Origin of the sequence: Tahibacter sp. (assembly GCF_035481375.1) — a bacterium.
Lineage (GTDB): Bacteria > Pseudomonadota > Gammaproteobacteria > Xanthomonadales > Rhodanobacteraceae > Tahibacter.
Window position 1 is genome coordinate 1 of sequence record NZ_DATIGT010000321.1, and the last position, 17,729, is coordinate 17,729.

16 protein-coding genes are annotated in these 17,729 nt (G+C 68.5%); 13 read left to right on the forward strand and 3 right to left on the reverse strand.

What is annotated here, in order from left to right; translation table 11 throughout:
- Nucleotides 1-3 precede the first annotated feature (3 nt).
- Complete coding sequence (locus VLF18_RS21370) at nt 4-4,077, reverse strand: pectinesterase family protein (protein WP_325281655.1); 4,074 nt, start codon at nt 4,075-4,077, stop codon at nt 4-6.
- Nucleotides 4,078-4,605: 528 nt separating this feature from the next.
- Between VLF18_RS21370 and VLF18_RS21375 the strand changes: the two genes are divergently transcribed.
- Nucleotides 4,606-6,132, forward strand: a complete 1,527-nt coding sequence (locus tag VLF18_RS21375; RefSeq protein ID WP_325281656.1) for a phospholipid carrier-dependent glycosyltransferase — start codon at nt 4,606-4,608, stop codon at nt 6,130-6,132.
- The gene (locus tag VLF18_RS21380; protein ID WP_325281657.1) at nt 6,132-6,701 is read left to right on the forward strand and encodes a hypothetical protein; all 570 of its coding nucleotides are present in this window, start codon (nt 6,132-6,134) and stop codon (nt 6,699-6,701) included. Before VLF18_RS21375 ends, VLF18_RS21380 begins: the two co-directional genes overlap by 1 nt.
- Here the strand turns inward: VLF18_RS21380 and VLF18_RS21385 are convergent.
- Nucleotides 6,698-7,699: an AraC family transcriptional regulator gene (locus VLF18_RS21385; protein WP_325281658.1), complete on the reverse strand. Its 1,002-nt coding sequence runs from the start codon at nt 7,697-7,699 to the stop codon at nt 6,698-6,700. The genes VLF18_RS21380 and VLF18_RS21385 overlap by 4 nt on opposite strands.
- Before the next feature lie 107 nt (nt 7,700-7,806).
- On the opposite strand from VLF18_RS21385, the gene VLF18_RS21390 reads away from it, so the two are divergent.
- Together VLF18_RS21390 and VLF18_RS21395 are read left to right on the forward strand one after the other, a co-directional pair.
- Entirely contained in the window at nt 7,807-8,472 is a 666-nt protein-coding gene (locus tag VLF18_RS21390) for a sterol desaturase family protein (RefSeq protein ID WP_325281659.1), read from the forward strand.
- 34 nt (nt 8,473-8,506) lie between these two features.
- Nucleotides 8,507-8,959 carry an SRPBCC family protein gene (locus VLF18_RS21395; protein WP_325281660.1) on the forward strand — a complete coding sequence of 151 codons (453 nt, stop codon included), beginning with the start codon at nt 8,507-8,509 and terminating at the stop codon, nt 8,957-8,959.
- 108 nt (nt 8,960-9,067) lie between these two features.
- Here VLF18_RS21395 and VLF18_RS21400 read toward each other — a convergent pair whose 3' ends face one another.
- Nucleotides 9,068-10,225, reverse strand: a complete 1,158-nt coding sequence (locus VLF18_RS21400; protein ID WP_325281661.1) for a serine hydrolase domain-containing protein — start codon at nt 10,223-10,225, stop codon at nt 9,068-9,070.
- Nucleotides 10,226-10,445: 220 nt separating this feature from the next.
- Between VLF18_RS21400 and VLF18_RS21405 the strand changes: the two genes are divergently transcribed.
- From VLF18_RS21405 to VLF18_RS21445, 9 genes are all read left to right on the forward strand, one after another.
- Nucleotides 10,446-11,075: a hypothetical protein gene (locus VLF18_RS21405; protein WP_325281662.1), complete on the forward strand. Its 630-nt coding sequence runs from the start codon at nt 10,446-10,448 to the stop codon at nt 11,073-11,075.
- A 76-nt stretch (nt 11,076-11,151) separates the two neighbouring features.
- A complete protein-coding gene (locus tag VLF18_RS21410; RefSeq protein WP_325281663.1) occupies nt 11,152-11,496 on the forward strand; it encodes a hypothetical protein in 345 nt (114 codons plus the stop codon).
- Nucleotides 11,497-11,730: 234 nt separating this feature from the next.
- Nucleotides 11,731-12,999, forward strand: a complete 1,269-nt coding sequence (locus VLF18_RS21415; RefSeq protein ID WP_325281664.1) for a trypsin-like serine peptidase — start codon at nt 11,731-11,733, stop codon at nt 12,997-12,999.
- Between the two features lie 164 nt (nt 13,000-13,163).
- On the forward strand, nt 13,164-13,556 hold the full coding sequence (locus tag VLF18_RS21420; protein WP_325281665.1) for a hypothetical protein: 393 nt from the start codon (nt 13,164-13,166) through the stop codon (nt 13,554-13,556).
- The gene (locus tag VLF18_RS21425; RefSeq protein WP_325281666.1) at nt 13,553-13,933 is read left to right on the forward strand and encodes a VOC family protein; all 381 of its coding nucleotides are present in this window, start codon (nt 13,553-13,555) and stop codon (nt 13,931-13,933) included. The genes VLF18_RS21420 and VLF18_RS21425 overlap by 4 nt, the downstream gene beginning before the upstream one ends.
- Entirely contained in the window at nt 13,930-14,358 is a 429-nt protein-coding gene (locus VLF18_RS21430; RefSeq protein ID WP_325281667.1) for an HD domain-containing protein, read from the forward strand. The genes VLF18_RS21425 and VLF18_RS21430 overlap by 4 nt, the downstream gene beginning before the upstream one ends.
- 52 nt (nt 14,359-14,410) lie before the next feature.
- On the forward strand, nt 14,411-14,989 hold the full coding sequence (locus tag VLF18_RS21435) for a M23 family metallopeptidase (protein WP_325281668.1): 579 nt from the start codon (nt 14,411-14,413) through the stop codon (nt 14,987-14,989).
- Nucleotides 14,986-15,546, forward strand: coding sequence for a hypothetical protein (locus tag VLF18_RS21440; RefSeq protein ID WP_325281669.1), 561 nt, complete (start codon nt 14,986-14,988; stop codon nt 15,544-15,546). The genes VLF18_RS21435 and VLF18_RS21440 overlap by 4 nt, the downstream gene beginning before the upstream one ends.
- A 222-nt stretch (nt 15,547-15,768) precedes the next feature.
- On the forward strand, nt 15,769-17,469 hold the full coding sequence (locus VLF18_RS21445) for a hypothetical protein (protein WP_325281670.1): 1,701 nt from the start codon (nt 15,769-15,771) through the stop codon (nt 17,467-17,469).
- Nucleotides 17,470-17,729: the final 260 nt, after the last annotated feature.

The window sequence follows — 17,729 nt, forward strand, 5'->3', positions numbered from 1 at the left end:
GTTCTAGAAACCGCCTCCGCCGAAACCGAGGCAGGCATCGATCCGGCCGGCACCCGAGTTCGCGAGTACGTGCGCGCGCACGTCGGCGCCGGGCACGGCCGTATACGCATAGGGCGGCACGTAGCTGACGGTCGATGCGATCTGTCCGCCGTTCTGCACGGTGCCCGGCGTGTTGCCCCAGGCGCAGGGATTGCTCGTGCAGTTGGGTTCCGGCAGCGCGGTCCAGGTGACGTTCTGGAACACGTTGTCGCCGTTGGTATCCCAGTAGCCGATCTGGCTGCTGTCCTGCGAGATCACGACGTTCGTGGAATCCTCGAACTGCGAGCTGTCGATGCGGATCTTCGCGCCCATGCGCGAGTTGATCGCGGTGCGCTGGACGTTGCGATAGTAGTTGTTGAGCACGTGGCCTTCGCCGAAGCGGAACAGCGGCAGGCGCGACATGACGTTGTCCCAGCGATTGCCGATGAAGCTGATGCGGCGATTGAAGTTGTCGGTGTCGCTCGATCCCCAGAGCGAGGTCTTCCAGCTGTCGTGCAGGTAGTTGTACGAGAGCGTGATGTTGTCGATGCTGCCCTTGCCGCTGACGAGTTCGTCGTAGAAATCCTGGTCGACCTCCAGCGAGTTGTAGAACTCGTTGTGGTCGATCCAGATGTTCGACGAGGGGCCTTCGATGCTGATCTGGTCCTTGTCGCCGATGTTCACGTAGCGCATCGTCAGGTTGCGCACGATGACGTTGTTCGCGCGCCAGATCTTGATGCCGATGCCGTCGAACAGCGAGCCGGGCCGGCCGATGATCGACACGTTGTTCATGTCCTTCACTTCGAACTTCGTGACGCTGCCGCTGTTGGCCGGCGTGATGATGCCGTCGATGTAGATCGTCAGCGGCTGCGCATTGCCGACCTGGCCGGCCAGTTCCGTCACGAGCTGCGCGCCGGTGGACACGGTCGCGCTGCGGCCGCCGGCGCCGCCCGTGGTTCCGGGACCGAGCGAGGCGAAGCCCGGCACGGTGTTGGCGACTTCGCAGGTCAGCGTGCCCGGTCCGCCGCTCGACGACGAACTCGAGCTGCTCGACGAGCTGCTGCTCGACGAACTCGAACTCGACGAGCTCGACGAGCTGGAACTGGACGAACTGCTCGAACTGCCGGAACCCTCGCAGCTCGCGCCGGGCGTCGTGCCGCGGTCGATGCGCAGGTTGTCCAGCACGACCGTCGTGCCGCTGTTCGTGCGCAATTGCAGGAACGAGGTCGCCGTGCCGACGTTGCCGGTCACCGAGTACACGGTGCCGGGCACCATGTCGGCGACCGGGAATTCGCCGAGACGCGACGCCGAGCCGAGCGGCGAGTTCGCCGAGGTCGTCGTGTTGTTGTCGATGTAGACGTAGAAGAAGCCGCTGTCCGAACGCGACACGACGCAGAACGAAATCGTATACGGCAGGCTCAGATCGAACGCGCCGGGCGGCGCGCCGGCCGCGCTCGTGAGCTGCGCCGGAATCGTGTTGCCGATCGTGAAGCGCGCGCCGGTCATCGACAGCGTCTTCTCGTTCGTGACCAGCAGTCCGCTGCCGCCGCCGGTCGCCGTATACATCGGCGTGTCGGACTGTCCCGGAATCGCGCGGTAGGCCGCCGACCAGAAATTGCTGATGCTGCCGCCGCTGCCGGCGCCGGCCGTCGCCTCGTCGAAATTCTCGGCGAGCAGCGGCAGCAGCGGCCCGCCCTGCGCCTCGAAGCCGTTTGCGAACAGCCGGTCGGCCGGGCCGTCGTCGAGCGGGTCCCAGCCGATGCCGCCGCCGTAGGCGGAAAATATTTGTGCACGCGTGGAGAATTCCGCCGCGACCTCGGCCGGCTGCAGCAGGTAGCCGCCGATGCGCGACGCCAGATTGACCGGCGTGCCCGACAGATCGGTCGTGCCGTATTCGCGCCAGCCGCTCGTCGCGGTCGGCACCGCCGGATTCGGCGCGGGCTGGCCGTTGATGCCGGCCGAGGCCCAGCCGACGGTCGCGACGTGCGCATCCATGCGCGTGTTGATGAACGCCACATTGTCGAAATACGCCGCGCTGCCGCCGCTGCGCGCGAGATACGTCGTGCCCGGCGGCACGTCGCCGGCGAGCGGTCCCGGACCCGGGCCGTGCGTCAGCGCGCTGTTGAGGAAGACGAAGCCCTTGTCGTCGGCCGCGACCGAGCGCGCCTGTAGCACATAGCCGCCCTGGCTCGGATTGAAAGTGTCGCCGACCGAGCGGATCTCGCTCTCCTCGAACAGGCTGACGCGGTTGGCGCCCCAGATGAAGTCGACGTTGCCTTCGACGAGGCTGCGATAGATCCAGGCATAGGACTTGAGCTGCAGCGTGTCCTGTTCGCTCTGGAAGCGCGCGTATTTCGCGATCAGGCGATGCGTGCCGTCGCCGTTGAAGTACAGCGTCTCGGCCTGGCTCGGCGACGCCGAGCGCAGCGTCGTGTTGCGCACGGTGAGATTTTCGAGCGTCAGCAGATCGGCGTTCTCGATCAGAAATACGCTGCGTCCGCCGTTCGCCGCGCCGGGGCCGGGCGCGCGGCTCGTGCCGGTGCCGGCATTGATCGCCTCGGAATTGCGGTACTGCACGACGACGCCGTCGCGCGTCTCGCCGACGAGCGACAGGTTGTTCTTGCCGCGCAGGTACAGCAGTTCGCGATAGTCGCCGTTGCCGATCATCACCGACACCGGATCGTTGCCCGGGAACTGCTGCACCGCGAAATCGATTGCGCCCTGCACGGTGCGGAAATCGGCCGGACCGTCGTCGTCGACGACGAGGTGCGCCGATGCGGCCGGCGCGCTGCGCGTGGTGAAGCGCCAGCCCGCATTCGGTCCCATGCCGTCGAACGGCGTGCCGTTGAGCGTGGCGCCGGTGATCACGCCGTTGTCGACGAGCACGCGGTATTCGGTGTCGTAGGCCAGCGCGTGGCTGTGCGGCGCGATGGTCACGGCATTGCCGCTGACCGCGATCGCGTCGCGCTTGATGACGCGCACGCGGTCCTGGCCCGGATGACCGAGCGCATCGGTGTCTCCGGCCAACGGAATCGTGTCGACGATCGCGCCGTCGCTGACGCGCTCGATGCGCACGGCGCCGGCCGTGCCGAGCGCCGGCGCCGCGTCGAACTGCAGACGCAGGCGCGTGTCGGCATGCACGTTGCTCGCGAGCGCCGCGGGTTCGGCGACGCCGTTCAAGTCGTAGACCGTCGTCGACGGCGCAAGCACGGTCGCGGCGATCGTCTTCTGCACGGTCGGATCCGATCCGCTCGTGAACGTGATCGTCGACGTGCCGGCGGCGAGCGGCGTCAGGGTCGCGACGTTCGCCGTCACCGCCACGTCGACGGCCGCGGGATTGCTCGACACGACACCGAAGGTATCCGGGTTGCCCGCAGCCGTGATGGCGGTGACCGCGACGGCGCGCGCGGCGCCGCCGGCCGGCGTCGTCCAGCTCGCGTCGGGCGGATCGAGCGTGAGCTGCGCCTGGCCGGGCGGCGGGCAGGTCGCGCTGCCGCTCGCGCCGTAGTCGATGCGCAGATTGTCGATGACGACGAGCGCGGCGCTCTCGCTGCGCAGCTGCAGGAACGCCGTCGGCGTGCCGACGGTCGAGGTGACCGAATACGCGGTGCCGGCGCTGAGTCCCGTCACGGCGAGATTCGCGATGCGCGAGGCGCCGCCGAGCGGCGAGTTCGCCGAACCGGTCGTGTTGTTGTTGACATAGATCTGGAAGTTGCCCGAGCCCGACGCCGACGCGAGGCAGAACGACACGGTGTACTGCTGGCTCAGGTCGAAGATGCCCGGCGGCGAGACGGTCGACGTCGTCGTCACGGTCGTGTCGGTGTTGCCGATCGTGAATCGCCCGTTGGTCAGGCTGAGCCGTCCTTCCGGCGTGATCGTGATGTTGCTGCCGCCGCCGGTCGCGAAGTACAGGGGCTTGGTCGCGTCGCCCGGCAGCGGCCGATAGCCGGCGGTCAGGAACGTCGCGGTCGTGGCCGCATCGAAACTTTCGGCGAACGGCACGTTGGCCTGGGCCATGCCGATGACCGGCACGCCAGCGAGCAGCAGACCGGTCGACATCGCCGCCGCCCGGGCGGCGCATCGCAGTGATTTCACGACAGTCATGGGGACTCCCGGAGCAAGAACGCGTGTGGGGACGTTGCCGCCGTCGGCGGGTTGTCTATTAGTGGCTTAGTGGAGATGTTTCCGGTGCGGCGATGAGGCGCGGCGCGGAATCTGTCGCGGCGGGCGCCGAGCAATGACACCGGTAGCATTCGCAGGCAAGCGCATGGCCGCCCGCCCGGGCGAAGCCCGCACGCCGGCAGCACGCGCGATCAAACGGCGCCGGCGTCCCGCGCGACGAGCGCAGACGCCGTACGAAAACCTGCTTCGCGCAGCACCTTTCCCCCGATCGGTGCCGCGTACCGCGAGAACGCAGCGCGTCATCTCAGCCCTCCCAGACTGCGGCGAACGACGGCTCGAACGGCCCGTTGCGCCGGCGGCGGCGACCTTGATCCGTTCTGTCACCGGTGTCAATCTGCACCGCAGCGAGGGACAGGCCTGTCCCACGGACAACAGGCGCGCCGGGCGCGATCGATCGGATGAGCAATGACGGCAACGACTGACGGCACCGACACGCAGGCGTCAGCGGCGCGGCACGGGCGACTCGCCGACGCGCTCGCGCCGCTGCTGTTGCTGGCGCTGTCCGTCGTCACGATCGGCGCGCGCTACTGGGAGCCGGACTCGCTGTTCTGGGACGAGAACTATCACGTCACCTCGGCGCAGAAGCACCTCGACGGCGTGATGTACATGGAATCGCATCCGCCGCTCGGAAAAATGCTGATCGCGCTCGGCGAACGCGCGGTCGGCGCGAACGACGGACGCGACGCGAGTGCCCTGCTCCACGCCGACCGCGTGCAGCAGGCGCAGCTGCCGCCGGGCTATTCGTTCGCCGGTGTGCGCCTGGCCTCCACGGTATCGGCGATCGCGACCGTGCTGCTGCTCTATGCGGCGCTGCTGTTCGCGACCGGGCAGCGCCTGCTCGCGTTCGTGTTCGCGGCGCTGCCCGCGCTCGACAACGCGCTCGTCGTGCATGCGCGCTCGGCGATGCTCGAAGGTATACAACTCGCATTTGCGGCCGGCGCGATCGGCGCGCTGGCCTGGAGCCTGCGCGCCGGCGTGCGCGTGCGGCTGCGGCACTACGCCGTGCTCGGCACGCTGGTCGGGCTCGCGGTCGCGGTGAAGCTCAACGGCGCGGTGCTGCTGTTGCTGCCCGTCGCCCTGTTCGTCGCCGAGCAATGGCCGGCGCTGCGCGAAGCGCGCGGACTCGCGGTCGCGCGCCGCCTCGCCGGCGCGGTTCCGGCGTTCTGCCTGCCGCTGCTCATCGTGTTCCTCGGCAGTTTCTATGCGTTCATCGCGACCTCGACCACCGTCGTGCCGGAGCATGCCTACAAGGCGTCGCCGGAATACCTGCAGCATCTGCGCGACGGCACGACCTGGACGGCGTCGGGCTTTCGCGTGGGACTGCGCGACCATCTGCGCTACATGGCCGAGTACGCCGACGGCGTGCCGCGGCTCGATGTCTGCAAGCCCGGCGAAAACGGCAGCCACGCCTCGCGCTGGCTGCTCGGCGGAAAGACCATCAACTATCGCTGGAACCGCGCCGATGCGGGCGGCGTCAACCGCGTCTCATATACCTATCTCGTGGCCAATCCGGTGGTCTGGTTGAGCGTGCTGGCCGGGCTGGCGCTGTCGGTCAGTCTCGTCGTCGCGCGTGCGGCGTTCGGGCTCGCGGTCGCCGATCCGCGCGCGTTCGGCTGGGTGCTGCTGTTCACGAGCCTGCATCTGGCCTATCTCGCCGCGATCCTGCAGATCGAGCGCGTGATGTACCTCTATCACTATCTGCTGCCGCTGCTGTTCGGCATCGCGAATCTCGCGGCGGTCTGGAATTATCTCTACGGCGCGGGCCTCGCCGCGGGCCAGCCGCATCCGCGCGTCAATCTGCTGCTGTTCCTGCTGCTGGCCGCCGCCGCGTTTGTATACTTTGCGCCATTGACCTACGGCTGGCCGCTGACCGCCTCGGCGGTGGAACACCGCGCCTGGCTCGACGCCTGGCAACTGGAACCGGTGCGCTGATGCCCCGCCTGCGCAGCGACTGGACATTGACGATCGTGCTGCTCGCCGCGGGCGGCGCGCTCGCGCAGGCGATGTGGCCGGTGCAGGTCGCACCCGTGCTGCGCCTCACGATCGAACGCAACGCCGAACCGATCGCGCACCTGGATCAGCCGCGAAAGATCATCGAGACGCGCGAGGTCGTCGTCGACCGGCTCGACCTGTCGCGCGACGGGCGCCTGCGCCATGCCGAACTCGGCGACATCGGCTACGCGGAACAGTTCTTCGTGACGCTGCGCAAACGCTTCGCGGTGCTCGGCGACGGCGACTACCGCTTCCTCGTCGGCAGCGACGACGGGTTTTCGCTGCGCATCGACAACCGTCCGGTCTGCGCGGACCCGCGGCCGCACGCGATGGCGCTGCAGCCCTGCGACATCCGGCTGGCGCACGGCGAACACGAATTCGCGCTCGACTATTTCCAGGGCTCCGGGCCGTCCGGCCTGTCGGTGCAGTACCGCCGCCGGGACCGCAGCCGCAGCTACTGGTTCGGCGAGGATTCGGATCTTTTCGGTTTCGCGCGCGAAGCGCGCTAGCGTTCCCGCCACTGTCCCGGCGTCGTGCCGAACCAGCGCCGCGCCGCGCGGCTCAGGCTGCTCGCGTCGTGATAGCCCAGGCGGCGCGCGGCCTCGTCGAGCGACACGCCTTCGTGCAGCAGCGCCTTCAGCGCGTCGCGCCGCGCGCCGTCGACGAGCGCGGTCCACGACTCGCCTTCCTGCTGCAGTTGCCGCTGCAGCGCGCGCACGCTCGTGCCCATCGCACGGGCGAGATCCTCGACGCGCATCGCGCCGCTCGCGCGCACGGCGAGCCACTGCCGGGCGAACGCGCCGACCGAGCCCGCGCGCGGCAGGTCGGCGAGCTGCCGGTCCAGAAGTTCACAATGCACTCGATGCAGGTCGGCGTCGGCCTGCGGCAGCCGGCGCACGAGATCGGCGGCGGCGAGCTGCAGACGATGTGCCGGGGCGTCGAACCGCACCTCGCAGCCGAACAGCCGCCGATAGGCATCGGCATCGCCCTGCGGCCGGTGGCGGAACGCGACGGCCGTCGGCCGCAGCGCGCGTTCCGCGAGCCCGCGCGCGGTCACGAGGATGCCGCCGACGATCGCTTCGACCTGCTGCGGAAACAGCCGCACGCGCGCGAGTTGTTCGGCATAGACGATCGCGACGTCGCCGCCTTCGCAGGATTCGGCGGTCAGCGATCCCGATTCGCTGACGAGCCGGTAGCAGCGCAGCATCAGCGCGAGCGCATCGCGCAGCGACGCGCTGCTCATGGCCGCGAGCCCGACCGCGCGGAACGTCGCGGGCTTCGCCGCCTCGGCCACCTTGAGGCCCAGCAGCGGATCGCCGGTCGCCGCAAGCGCGCGTTCCCAGATCCGGTGCAGCGTTTCCGGCGCGATGCGCCCGTTCGGATCCTCGAGCATGGCCGCGTCGAGCGGCAGTCCGGCCAGCAGCACGCGCAGATCGACACCTTGCGCGTCGAACACGCCGAGCAGCGTGCGGACATAGGGATTGGCGACGGTGCGCGGGTCGAGCATGGCGTGGTCCGGACGGCTGGCGCGAAATGTCAATCCGGCGCGCCGTCCTGTCAATGCATGCATCGCGCGCGCGGCGGATCATCGCGGCAACGACACGGATACCGCCGATGGCCCACGACACCGACGCCTTCCGCCTGCGCTACCGCGCCGGCATCAGCCGCTGGTACAACGCCTGGCTGCACGGCGGCTTCGTGCTCGTGTCCGGCGTGGCGGTGCTCGCATGGCTGCTCTCGCGGCTCGACGCCGTGCGCGCCTGGGAGTGGCTCGCGATTCCGCTCGGCCTCGTCGTCTTCAACTGGGGCGAGTACACCGCGCATCGCACCTTCGGCCACCACAAGCACCGCATCGGCGCACTGTTCTACAAGCGCCACGCCGGCGATCACCACAGCTTCTTCGCCGACGCGCAGATGCCCTACGAACAGGCGCGCGACTGGCGCGTGATCTTCTTTCCGGCCTGGCTGATCGTGCTGTTCTGCGCGGGGCTCGCACCGCTCTACTTCGTCGTGTCGCAGGTCAGCGTCAACGCCGCCGCGCTGTTCTGCGCGACGCTGCTCGGCGGCTATCTCACGTATGAAATCTTCCACGCCTGCGAACACCTGCCTGCGCGGCATCCGTTCGCGCGGCTGCCGTGGATACGCCAGATGCGGCGGCTGCATCAGCTGCACCATCGCCGCGACCTGATGCAGGCGCGCAATTTCAATCTCGTGTTTCCGCTGATGGACTGGCTGCACGGCACGCTGCACTGGGAACCCGAAGATCCGCATCCGCGCTGAATGCACTTTCTCAACCGACTCGCCGGAACACGCCATGCCGATCCATGTCAGCCACACCCCGCTCGCCGCGACGCCGGAACAGGCCTACGACTACCTCACGATTCCCGCGTGCTGGCACGAGTGGCATGCCGCCTCGCTGGGCACGCGGCCCGACACGCCGGTGCCGCTGATCCACGGCGCGACGTTCGAAGAGGACATCCGCACGGCGGGCTTTCGCCGCCGCCTGCAGTGGCGCGTGATCGCGTCGCAGCGCCCGCACCACTGGGAAGCACTCGCCGCGATGGACGACGGCAGCCGCGTGCGCCTGCGCTACGACTTCGCCGCCGACGGCTCCGGCACGCGCTTCACGCGCACGCTCGACTACGACGTGAAGCCGCTGTGGCTGCGCGCGATCGACGCGGTGTTCGGGCGCTTCCGGATCCGGCGGGAATCGGCGGCGGCGCTGAGTGCGCTGCAGCGGCGGTTCGTGGATGGCACCGGGGTCTGAAGGCGACGGCAACGGGGTGGCTTTTTGCTTCTGTTCTGCCCGTGCCCTGTCTGCGCGAAAACCGGATGCTGCACAGAACTACAAGGCCGCGCCGCCGAGCCGCGCCATTCACGGAGACCGATCCGTCACGGCCCCCCGCAACGCCTTCACGAGCAGATTCACCGACGCGGCCGCCGATCCGTCGCCGGTCAGCGCGACCGCGACGAAGGCGCGATCCTGCGGCGCGTAGATCATCAGCGCGCCGGCGCCCGGCGTGCCGCCGGCGTGGCCGATCCAGAGCTGCCGGCCCCCGCCGTCGGGAACGTCGAACACCATGAGGCCTAGGCCGTAGTACAGGCCCGCGTCGAACATCGGATACAGCGTGGCCGACATGGCGTCGACACTCGCGGCCGGCACGAGGCGACCGTCGAACAGCGCCGCGAGAAAGCGCGTCATGTCGACCGCGTCGGCCGCGATCGGACCGGCGGCGCCGGGCCAGCGCGGGTCGATCGGCGTTTCCTTCGCCGACGCGAGCGGCGCGATGTCGCGCACGTCGCTGTCGGCGCGCAGCACGCGCGTGCGCTCCAGCGCGAGCCGCGCGACGATGCGCGCCTCGATCGCCGCGGCCAGCGGCCGGCCGTCGACGCGTTCGACGATCGCGCCGAGCAGGTCGTAGCCGGTATTGCTGTAGCGCCAGTTCGCGCCGGCGCAGAACATCGCGCCGTGACGCCGCGCGATCGCGAGGTTTTCCTGCGCGCTGCGGTAGCGCGGCGAAGCCCGTGCCTTGAGATCTTCGTTCGCGCTGAACAGGCCGCTCGTGTGCGCGAGCAGGTCGCGCACGGTCACGGCGTCGCCGTTGGGCACGTCGTCGATCCAGCGCGAGACCGGCGCGTCGAGGTCGAGGCGGCCTTCGGCCGCGAGCTGCAGCACGACGACCGCGGTGAACGCCTTGCCCGCGCTGGCCCAGTACAGCAGCGGCGCTTCGCCGAGCCGGCGCGTCCAGAGGCCGCGCCCCGGCACGGCGACGGCCGCACTGATCGCCGGTGCCGCGGTCGCCTGACTCAGGGTCGCGAACGCCGCGTCGAGGCGCTGCACGGTCGCCTCGTCGAATGCCGCGTCGACGATCGCGCCGGGTCCGCGGTCAACGCGCACGGGCGCGTGCAGCGGCCGGCCCGCATAGTCGGCACGCGCGTCGCAGCGCACGGGTTTGTAGTCGGCCACACCGGCGACCGGGGACAGCACGAGAACGAGCAGGACGACGGCGGAACGGACGAAGACGGCGCGCATGCGTGGTGACCCGGGGCGGACAGATCCGTCCCGCGAGGTTACACAAGCGACATGACCGACGACGCTGCGGAACCGCCGGCCGCATCACCGCAGCGAACCGCCGTTCAGCGAGCCGCCGCACGGCGCGGTGATCCGCGGAGCGCCGTTACCGCGCTTGCGTAGAGCAGGCCGGGCCTGCCACCGCCGTCCACAACGCCGACAGCCAACAAAGGGGACAACCATGACTCAGCGCCAGATCACCCTCGTCAACAATTCCACCTCGCCGACCTCGCTGGCCGTCGTGCAGAACGCGAACGAACAGGGAGGCGTCGTCGCCTGGCTCGTGCGCTATGTCTATCCCGGCGCGCAGGTCCGCTTCACCTGGAACGACACCGATTACTGCTTCGTCTGGTCGGGCTCCGGCCAGATCTCGCCGGGCGTCGTCATCGACGCGTCGCAGACCGTGTCGACCTCGCTCAACGAAGGCAACCTGATTGCGCTGTCCTACGACAGCAAGAACCGCACGTTCTATTTCCACGACCAGCAGGACGCCCCGCAGATGGGCACGCTCGTCATTCGCGCCGACAGCAGCCTGCCGGTCAATGCCGTGGCCGCCGGCATCGGCATGTCGGGCAAGCCGACGCTGGTCATGCAGGGCCAGCCGAACATGAACTATGTGTTCACGCCGCGGACCAGCTATGCGCTCGCCTTCGGCACGATCGCGCAGAGCCAGATCATCGACCCGGCCGTGATCCACTGCGAGCCGGTCGAGTTCCCGCCGAACGTCTATGCGCTGACCGCCACGCTCGGCGCCGACAACACCTGGGCCGTCGTCTCGGACATCCTCGCGACGGCCGACGTCGAAGAATGATCCCCGGCGCGCGCCGCCGCTTCCGGCGCGGCGCGCGACGCGGCACGATGGCGCCATCCGCCACCGGAGACCGACCATGACCGCCAGAACCGGATTCGTTTGCGCCGTCGCCGCCGTTCTGCTGCTGCTCGCCGGCTGCTCGACGCCGCTGCCGCCGGAACGCGCCGCCTATGCCGGCGTCTGGCGCAACGGCGCGACCATGCTCGCGATCTCGCCGCAGGGCCGCGTGATCTATCGCGTCGAACGCGGCAACGGCTTCCGCAAATCGATCGAAGCGCCGATCCAGCGCTTCGAAGGCGACAACGTCGTCATCGGCCTCGGCCCGATCTCGACGACGTTCGTCGTCTCCGCGCTGCCGAAGCAGCAGCCCGAAGGGCATTGGACGATGACGGTGGACGGGGTCGAGCTCACCAGGGAGTGAGACTGGGTAAATAGTGAATAGGAGCGAAGAACCAGAGAAAACGGCACTGCTGACCGCTCGCCAGTTGCTCGCCCCCCTATTTACTTCTTTCCAACTTCCCCATTTACACAACCGGCGAAGCAGTCGAAACAAATTCCCCTCCCGCGTGATCCCTCGCTTCCCCTTCTCCGTATGTGATGACGACACCGCCGGAATGACCGGCGCTCATCAACGATAGATACGGAGGGTAAGACCATGAAGTTCGATACGATTCGCGGAGCGCTGCTCCTGATGCTGGGCATGGGTTGCGTCGACGGCGCGTTCGCTGCCGGCGGCCGCACGATCGAGGCGGCGCCGGGCGCCGACATGATCGTCGACGTCACGGCCGGTCTGCCGGGCGCGACGGGATTCACACAGGAAGTCTGGCGCGCCGACGGCACCGCCCGCTTCGCGCCGGCCGACGCCAAGTCCGCCGAGATCGCCTGGAAGGAACGTCTGCGCACCGGCGACGACAGTGTCGATGCGAAGAATGCCGGCGACGACAAGACCGTCAGCACGGGCGACCAGTACTGGACCGCGGTCAATGCGAAGACCGGTGCGAAGTACCGCGTCGAGATGCCGCGCGAACTGGCGCATGAGCTGCACCGCCTCGCGCTGCAGTCGGGTGCCGCCTCGGGCGACGCCAAGGGCGCGACCGAAGCGCTCGCCGATATCGGCGGGACCAAGGGCTGGAGCGACGGCGTCGACACCCGCACGCGCCGCTTCGACAACACCGCGTTTCCGTACCGCGCGATGGGTCAGATGGGCGGCGGCCCGACCTCCGGCTGCTCGGGCACGCTCGTCGGCCGCCGTCACGTGCTGACGGCCGCGCATTGCCTCTACAACCGCGACGACGACTACTGGTACTCGCTCTCGGCGACGCGTTTCCGCCCGGGCCGCGAAGGCACTTGCGCCGGCGACAGCTGCCAGCCCTACGGCGCGCACGACGCCACCTGGTACTTCACGCCGGAACAGTTCCGCGCGAGCGACACCGACTGGACCTACGACTACGCGATCATGGTGCTCGACACGGCACCGGGCGACGAAACCGGCTGGCTCGGCTACGTCGCGATCGGCGAAGACAGCCTGCGCGACTACTGCGACGCGAATTCGTTCAGCCTCGGCCAGTGCTTCAACCGCGGCTATCCGGCCTGCGGCCTGTCGAATGCGCCGGTGCGCTATGAAACCTGCCAGCAGGGCTGGGCGTATCAGGATCCGAAGCCCTGCAACATCGGCGGCTTCGGCAGCACCGGCAGCGACGGCTGGAAGTCGCGCTTCTCGACGAACTGCGACCTGTCGGGCGGCCACTCGGGTTCGGCGGTCTACACGAATCGCTGGGCCGGTGCCAACAACGTGGTCGTCGGTGTCGTCAGCACGCAGACCTGCAGCACCTGCACCGCGTCGGACGATTATCCGAACGGCATCCGCCGCATCACGCCGGACGTGCTCGACGCGATCAGCTACTTCAAGTCGACCATGCCGTAAGTACCCCGCAAACCATCGCCGCAACTGACGAAGCCGGGCGCAGGTCGCCCGGCTTCGCTCGTTTTCCTCTCGGGAATCTGCAACGGCGTGACGTCATCGGCACCGTGACGTTGCGGTTCGCTGCGCTCACCGGCAACCTACGATCCCCTTCCGGAATGCGCGCCATGCATCGTCTCGTCAGCATGCTGCTGCTCGTCGTCGCCGTGATCCATCTGCTGCCGCTGCCGGGCGTACTCGGTACCGAACGTCTCGCCGCGCTCTACGGCATCGATGCGGCCGATCCGAATCTCGCCCTGCTGCTGCGTCATCGTGCCGTGCTGTTCGGCCTGCTCGGCGCGGGCTGCGCGATCGCCGCGTTCCGCCGCGACTGGCAGACTGCGGCGCTGATCGCCGCCGGTGCCAGTACCGTTTCCTTCCTGTGGCTCGCCCTGTCCATCGGCAACTACAACACGGCTGTCGCACGCGTCGTCACCGCCGACATCGTCGCGATCGTCTGCGTGGTACTCGCCGCGATGCTGCGCATACTTTCACTCCGCCACGACCGAGGCCACCCATGAGCGAACTCCAGGCCATCGAGATCAAAGCCTTCGTCCCCGCGCGGGACATCGAGCTGTCGCTGCAGTTCTATATCGATCTCGGTTTCACCGCCGAACGGCTGTCCGACGACATGGCGTTCCTGTACGTCGGCAGGTCGAGCTTTCTGCTGCAGCGCTTCTACGTGCGCGAGCACGCCGAGAACTTCATGATGCATATGCTCGTTCCCGACGTACAAGCCTGGTGGCGCCGCGTCGTCGAGCAGGACATCGCCGCGAAATACGGCGTGCGCGCCCTGCCGCCGGAAGACCGGCCCTGGGGCATCCGCGACTTCTGCCTCGACGATCCGACAAGCGTGCTCTGGCGCATCGGCGAGGAAATCCGGGCGCCGGCAACGTGAGCACGATCGAGCGCGCCATCGAGATCGCCGCACGCGCGCATGCGGGCCAGCGCGACAAGGCCGGCGCGCCGTACATCTTTCATCCGCTGCGCCTGATGCTCGCCGTGCGCGGCGACGAGGAACGCATGGCCGCCGTGCTTCACGACGTCGTCGAGGACACGCCGCTGACCTTCGACGATCTGCTGCGCGAAGGCTTTTCCGAACCGGTCGTCGACGCCCTGCGCGCATTGACCAAGCACGACGGCGAATCCCGCATCGACGCCGCGCATCGCGCCGCGGCGAATCCGATCGCGCGCGCCGTGAAACTCGCGGACGTCGCCGACAACATGGACCTGAGCCGGATACCGTCGCCGACGGAAAAGGATCATGCGCGGCTGCGCGAGTACGAGCAGGTTCGGGCGATATTGCTCGCATCCGTGCAATGAACGCCTCGTTGCCGCTGCGGTCCGAGGCTGAACCCGAACTCATCGCGACGCCATGACCGGCATTCCGTCAGAGACACCGGAGCGTCAGCAGGCTGCACCACCGCGGCGCCGACGCCGGCGCGCGCTGATCGCACTGTCCGTCGTGATCCTGCTCGGCCTCGGCATCCCCGAACACGCGGTCGTCCCGGTGCGCAACGCCGGCCCGCGCGACTGGAACGCGCAGTCGTTCTGGTACGCGCCGTGGGGCGTTTCCGGCGTGCACAAGGGCATCGACATCTTCGCGCCGAAGGGCCGCGACGTCGTATCGGCGACTTACGGCATCGTGCTGTTCCGCGGGCAGCTCGCGCTCGGCGGCAACGTGATCGTGGTACTCGGTCCGCGCTGGCGGCTGCACTACTATGCGCATCTCGACACCGCTGAAGCCGGCGCGTTCTCGCTGCTCGCGCCCGGCACGACGCTCGGCACGGTCGGCGACAGCGGCAACGCCGCGGGCAAGCCGCCGCATCTGCATTACACCGTGCTGTCGCTGCTGCCGCTGCCGTGGCGCGCGACGACGCAGACGCAAGGATGGAAACGCATGTTCTTTCTCGATCCGGGCCGCATCGTGAATCCGCGCGGGGCGCAGCGATGAGGCGCGCGATCGCCGCGACGGCGCTGTTCGCTGCGGGCATCGGCGTCGCTCTCGCCGGGCGCCCGGTGCGCGAATCGCTTGCGAGCGTCGCGGTGCGCGCGCAGCGCATCGTCGTTGCCGAGGTCGTCGCGGTCGACGACTTCGACGAAGGCGGCGAACGCATACTCGATGTCGAAGCCGTGCCCGAGCAGTTGATGGCAGGACCGGCCCTCGAATCCGGCGACGAGGAAACCCTGCTCTGCCGCTACACCGAACAGCGCGTGCAGCGCCGCGGCGACGCCGTGCTGTCGCCGCTCGTCAGCGGCTCCGGCGAAGAATTCCGGGCGCGCCGCGGCGACCGCGTGATCCTGCTGATTTCGATGACACCGGAAGCCGAAACCGCGGCGCCTGCCGCCGAGGCATCGGCATCCGGGGAACCCGACGACGTCGACGCGCCGATCGAATCGCCACCCGCCGCGCCGGTCTGCCGCCTGCTGCGCATCGAATCGCTGCAGAACCGCATCGCGATCCTGCGCCACCTGCGGCACGCCGCCGAGGCACAACAACAGCGTCCGTAGGTTGGCGGTGAGCCCAACGGGCGAACCCCGAACCTGCGCTACGACCCTTTCCGCGTCATCGCACCCTCGCGCTCATCGCAACGTTGCGACCACACGTCGCAAAGCCGAGTTCATCCGCGCGCCCTCACTGACGATCTGTGCGCGCCTTCGCGGCAGCCGGCGGGCGCGTGACGCTAGGGTTGCGCCCCGCTGCCGCGCTGCCGGCCGATTCAAGGAAAGAACATGCCCGCTCTCCGTTTCGCGGCCCGCGTCGCCGCGGCTGCCGCGTTGCTCGCCGCCCCGTCGGCCCAGGCGTTCGACACGATCTGGCGCAACGGCTTCGACCGTCCGGCCAACTATGCCTCGCCGCTCGGCACGAATCTCGACGGCGTCGTCGACTATTCGACGAGCTACAACTTCGTCGACGTGATGAAGCAGTCGCGGACCTGGATCACCGCCAACACCACGGGCGGCGGGATCTTCGACACGGAGGACGCGGCCTGCCTCGATCTCGACGCCGACGGCTACGTGCGCTCGCTGACGCCGCAGACCGGCAATCCGGGCTGCACGTCGCCGAACTACACCGCCGTGTCGACGCTGTTCTTCTTCGGCGAATTGGCCGGCCACTATCCGAGCGGCCGCTACGTCGTGACCTACGACGGTGCGGGCGACATCAGCTATCACTTCGCCGCGACGAAGAACGTCGCGCTGTCGACGCCGGGACGCGACGTGCTCGACGTGAATGCGGCCAACGGCGGCTGGATGATGCGGCTGAATGCGATCGCGCCCGGCAACCATCCGCGCAATATCCACGTGTGGATGCCGGGCTTCGACGAGCACTCGGGCCCGTCGCAGCTGTTCCATCCGGATTTCCTCGCGCTGATCCGGCGCAACAAGGTGCTGCGCTTCATGGACTGGATGGGGACCAACAACTCCACGCAGCAGACCTTCGCCGCGCGCCCGCGGATCGACGACGTGCGCTGGACCGACGGCAACATGCCGCTGGAAATCATGGTCGAACTCGCCAATCGCACCGACGCGAATCCGTGGTTCACGATGCCGCACCGCGCCGACGACGACTACATGACGCAGTTCGCGCTGGCCGTGAGACGGCTGCTGCGGCCCGACCTCGAGGTCTACGTCGAATATTCCAACGAAGTCTGGAATGGCCAGTTCCAGCAGGGCGCCTACGTCGAGGAACAGGGCACCGCGGCCTACGGCAACCAGGGCTCGGGTTTCGATCGTCGCCTGAACTGGCACGGCCAGCGCACGGCGCAGATGTGCGATCTCTGGAAGGCCGCGTTCGGCACGCAGGCGTCGCGCGTGACCTGCGTGCTCGGCGCGCAGGCGGCGAACGACTACACGCAGACGCAGGCCGCCGACTGCCCGCTGTGGGTCGCGGGACGTCCCTGCCATGCGCACGGCATAAGCACCGTGGCGATCGCGCCCTACTTCGGCGGCTATCTCGGCTCGCCGGCGCACGAGTCGACCGTGCAGGGCTGGAACGCGACGACGCTGTTCGCCGAAATCAACTCGGGCGGCCAGGTGACCGGCGGCCCGGCCGGCGGCAGCCTTGCCGAAGTGCAGCCGTGGATAACGCGGCATCGCACGGCGGCGACCGCGCGGTCGCTGCACCTGGTCACCTACGAAGGCGGCCAGCATCTCGCCGGCGTGCTCGGCGTCGAGAACAACACGGCGATCGCGACGCTGTTCAACAACGTCAACCGCGACGCGCGCATGGGCACGGCGTATACCGATCACCTGAATTTCTGGAAGACCGCCGGCGGCGAGTTGTTCATGCATTTCACCGCGTCGAGCGGCTACGGCAAATTCGGCAGCTGGGGTGCGGTAGAGCACCTCGACGACATAAACACGCCCAAGCAGCAGGCGCTCATGAACTTCATCGGGGCGAATCCCTGCTGGTGGAGCGGCTGCACGGACTGAGCACGGCCCGGCCTCGTGTCCGGTGCCGCGGCGCCGGCACGTCCTCTGCATCGGCACTGCGGAGAGAGGCTGAGCCGGTGCGGCGGCCGGAACGGACGATCCGCAGCCGCCGCCCGACTCCCGGCGTGCAGCGACCGCGAGGCGATCGTCCGTCCTTTCCGCACCGACCCAGCCTCTCTCCGAAGCGCAACCACAAGGACGACGAAAGGTTCCGGATCCCCTCACGGGCGTGACAAGAAAAAGCTGGCATTTTTTGTCAC

Coding starts and splice junctions, on each gene's coding strand:
- VLF18_RS21390 (WP_325281659.1), top strand. CDS start 7,807: ATGGCCCACGACACCGACGCCTTCCGCCTGCGCTACCGCGCCGGCATC.
- VLF18_RS21380 (WP_325281657.1), top strand. CDS start 6,132: ATGCCCCGCCTGCGCAGCGACTGGACATTGACGATCGTGCTGCTCGCC.
- VLF18_RS21420 (WP_325281665.1), top strand. CDS start 13,164: ATGCATCGTCTCGTCAGCATGCTGCTGCTCGTCGTCGCCGTGATCCAT.
- VLF18_RS21410 (WP_325281663.1), top strand. CDS start 11,152: ATGACCGCCAGAACCGGATTCGTTTGCGCCGTCGCCGCCGTTCTGCTG.
- VLF18_RS21425 (WP_325281666.1), top strand. CDS start 13,553: ATGAGCGAACTCCAGGCCATCGAGATCAAAGCCTTCGTCCCCGCGCGG.
- VLF18_RS21440 (WP_325281669.1), top strand. CDS start 14,986: ATGAGGCGCGCGATCGCCGCGACGGCGCTGTTCGCTGCGGGCATCGGC.
- VLF18_RS21400 (WP_325281661.1), bottom strand. CDS start 10,225: ATGCGCGCCGTCTTCGTCCGTTCCGCCGTCGTCCTGCTCGTTCTCGTG.
- VLF18_RS21405 (WP_325281662.1), top strand. CDS start 10,446: ATGACTCAGCGCCAGATCACCCTCGTCAACAATTCCACCTCGCCGACC.
- VLF18_RS21385 (WP_325281658.1), bottom strand. CDS start 7,699: ATGCTCGACCCGCGCACCGTCGCCAATCCCTATGTCCGCACGCTGCTC.
- VLF18_RS21435 (WP_325281668.1), top strand. CDS start 14,411: ATGACCGGCATTCCGTCAGAGACACCGGAGCGTCAGCAGGCTGCACCA.
- VLF18_RS21445 (WP_325281670.1), top strand. CDS start 15,769: ATGCCCGCTCTCCGTTTCGCGGCCCGCGTCGCCGCGGCTGCCGCGTTG.
- VLF18_RS21370 (WP_325281655.1), bottom strand. CDS start 4,077: ATGTCGACCGGTCTGCTGCTCGCTGGCGTGCCGGTCATCGGCATGGCC.
- VLF18_RS21395 (WP_325281660.1), top strand. CDS start 8,507: ATGCCGATCCATGTCAGCCACACCCCGCTCGCCGCGACGCCGGAACAG.
- VLF18_RS21415 (WP_325281664.1), top strand. CDS start 11,731: ATGAAGTTCGATACGATTCGCGGAGCGCTGCTCCTGATGCTGGGCATG.
- VLF18_RS21375 (WP_325281656.1), top strand. CDS start 4,606: ATGACGGCAACGACTGACGGCACCGACACGCAGGCGTCAGCGGCGCGG.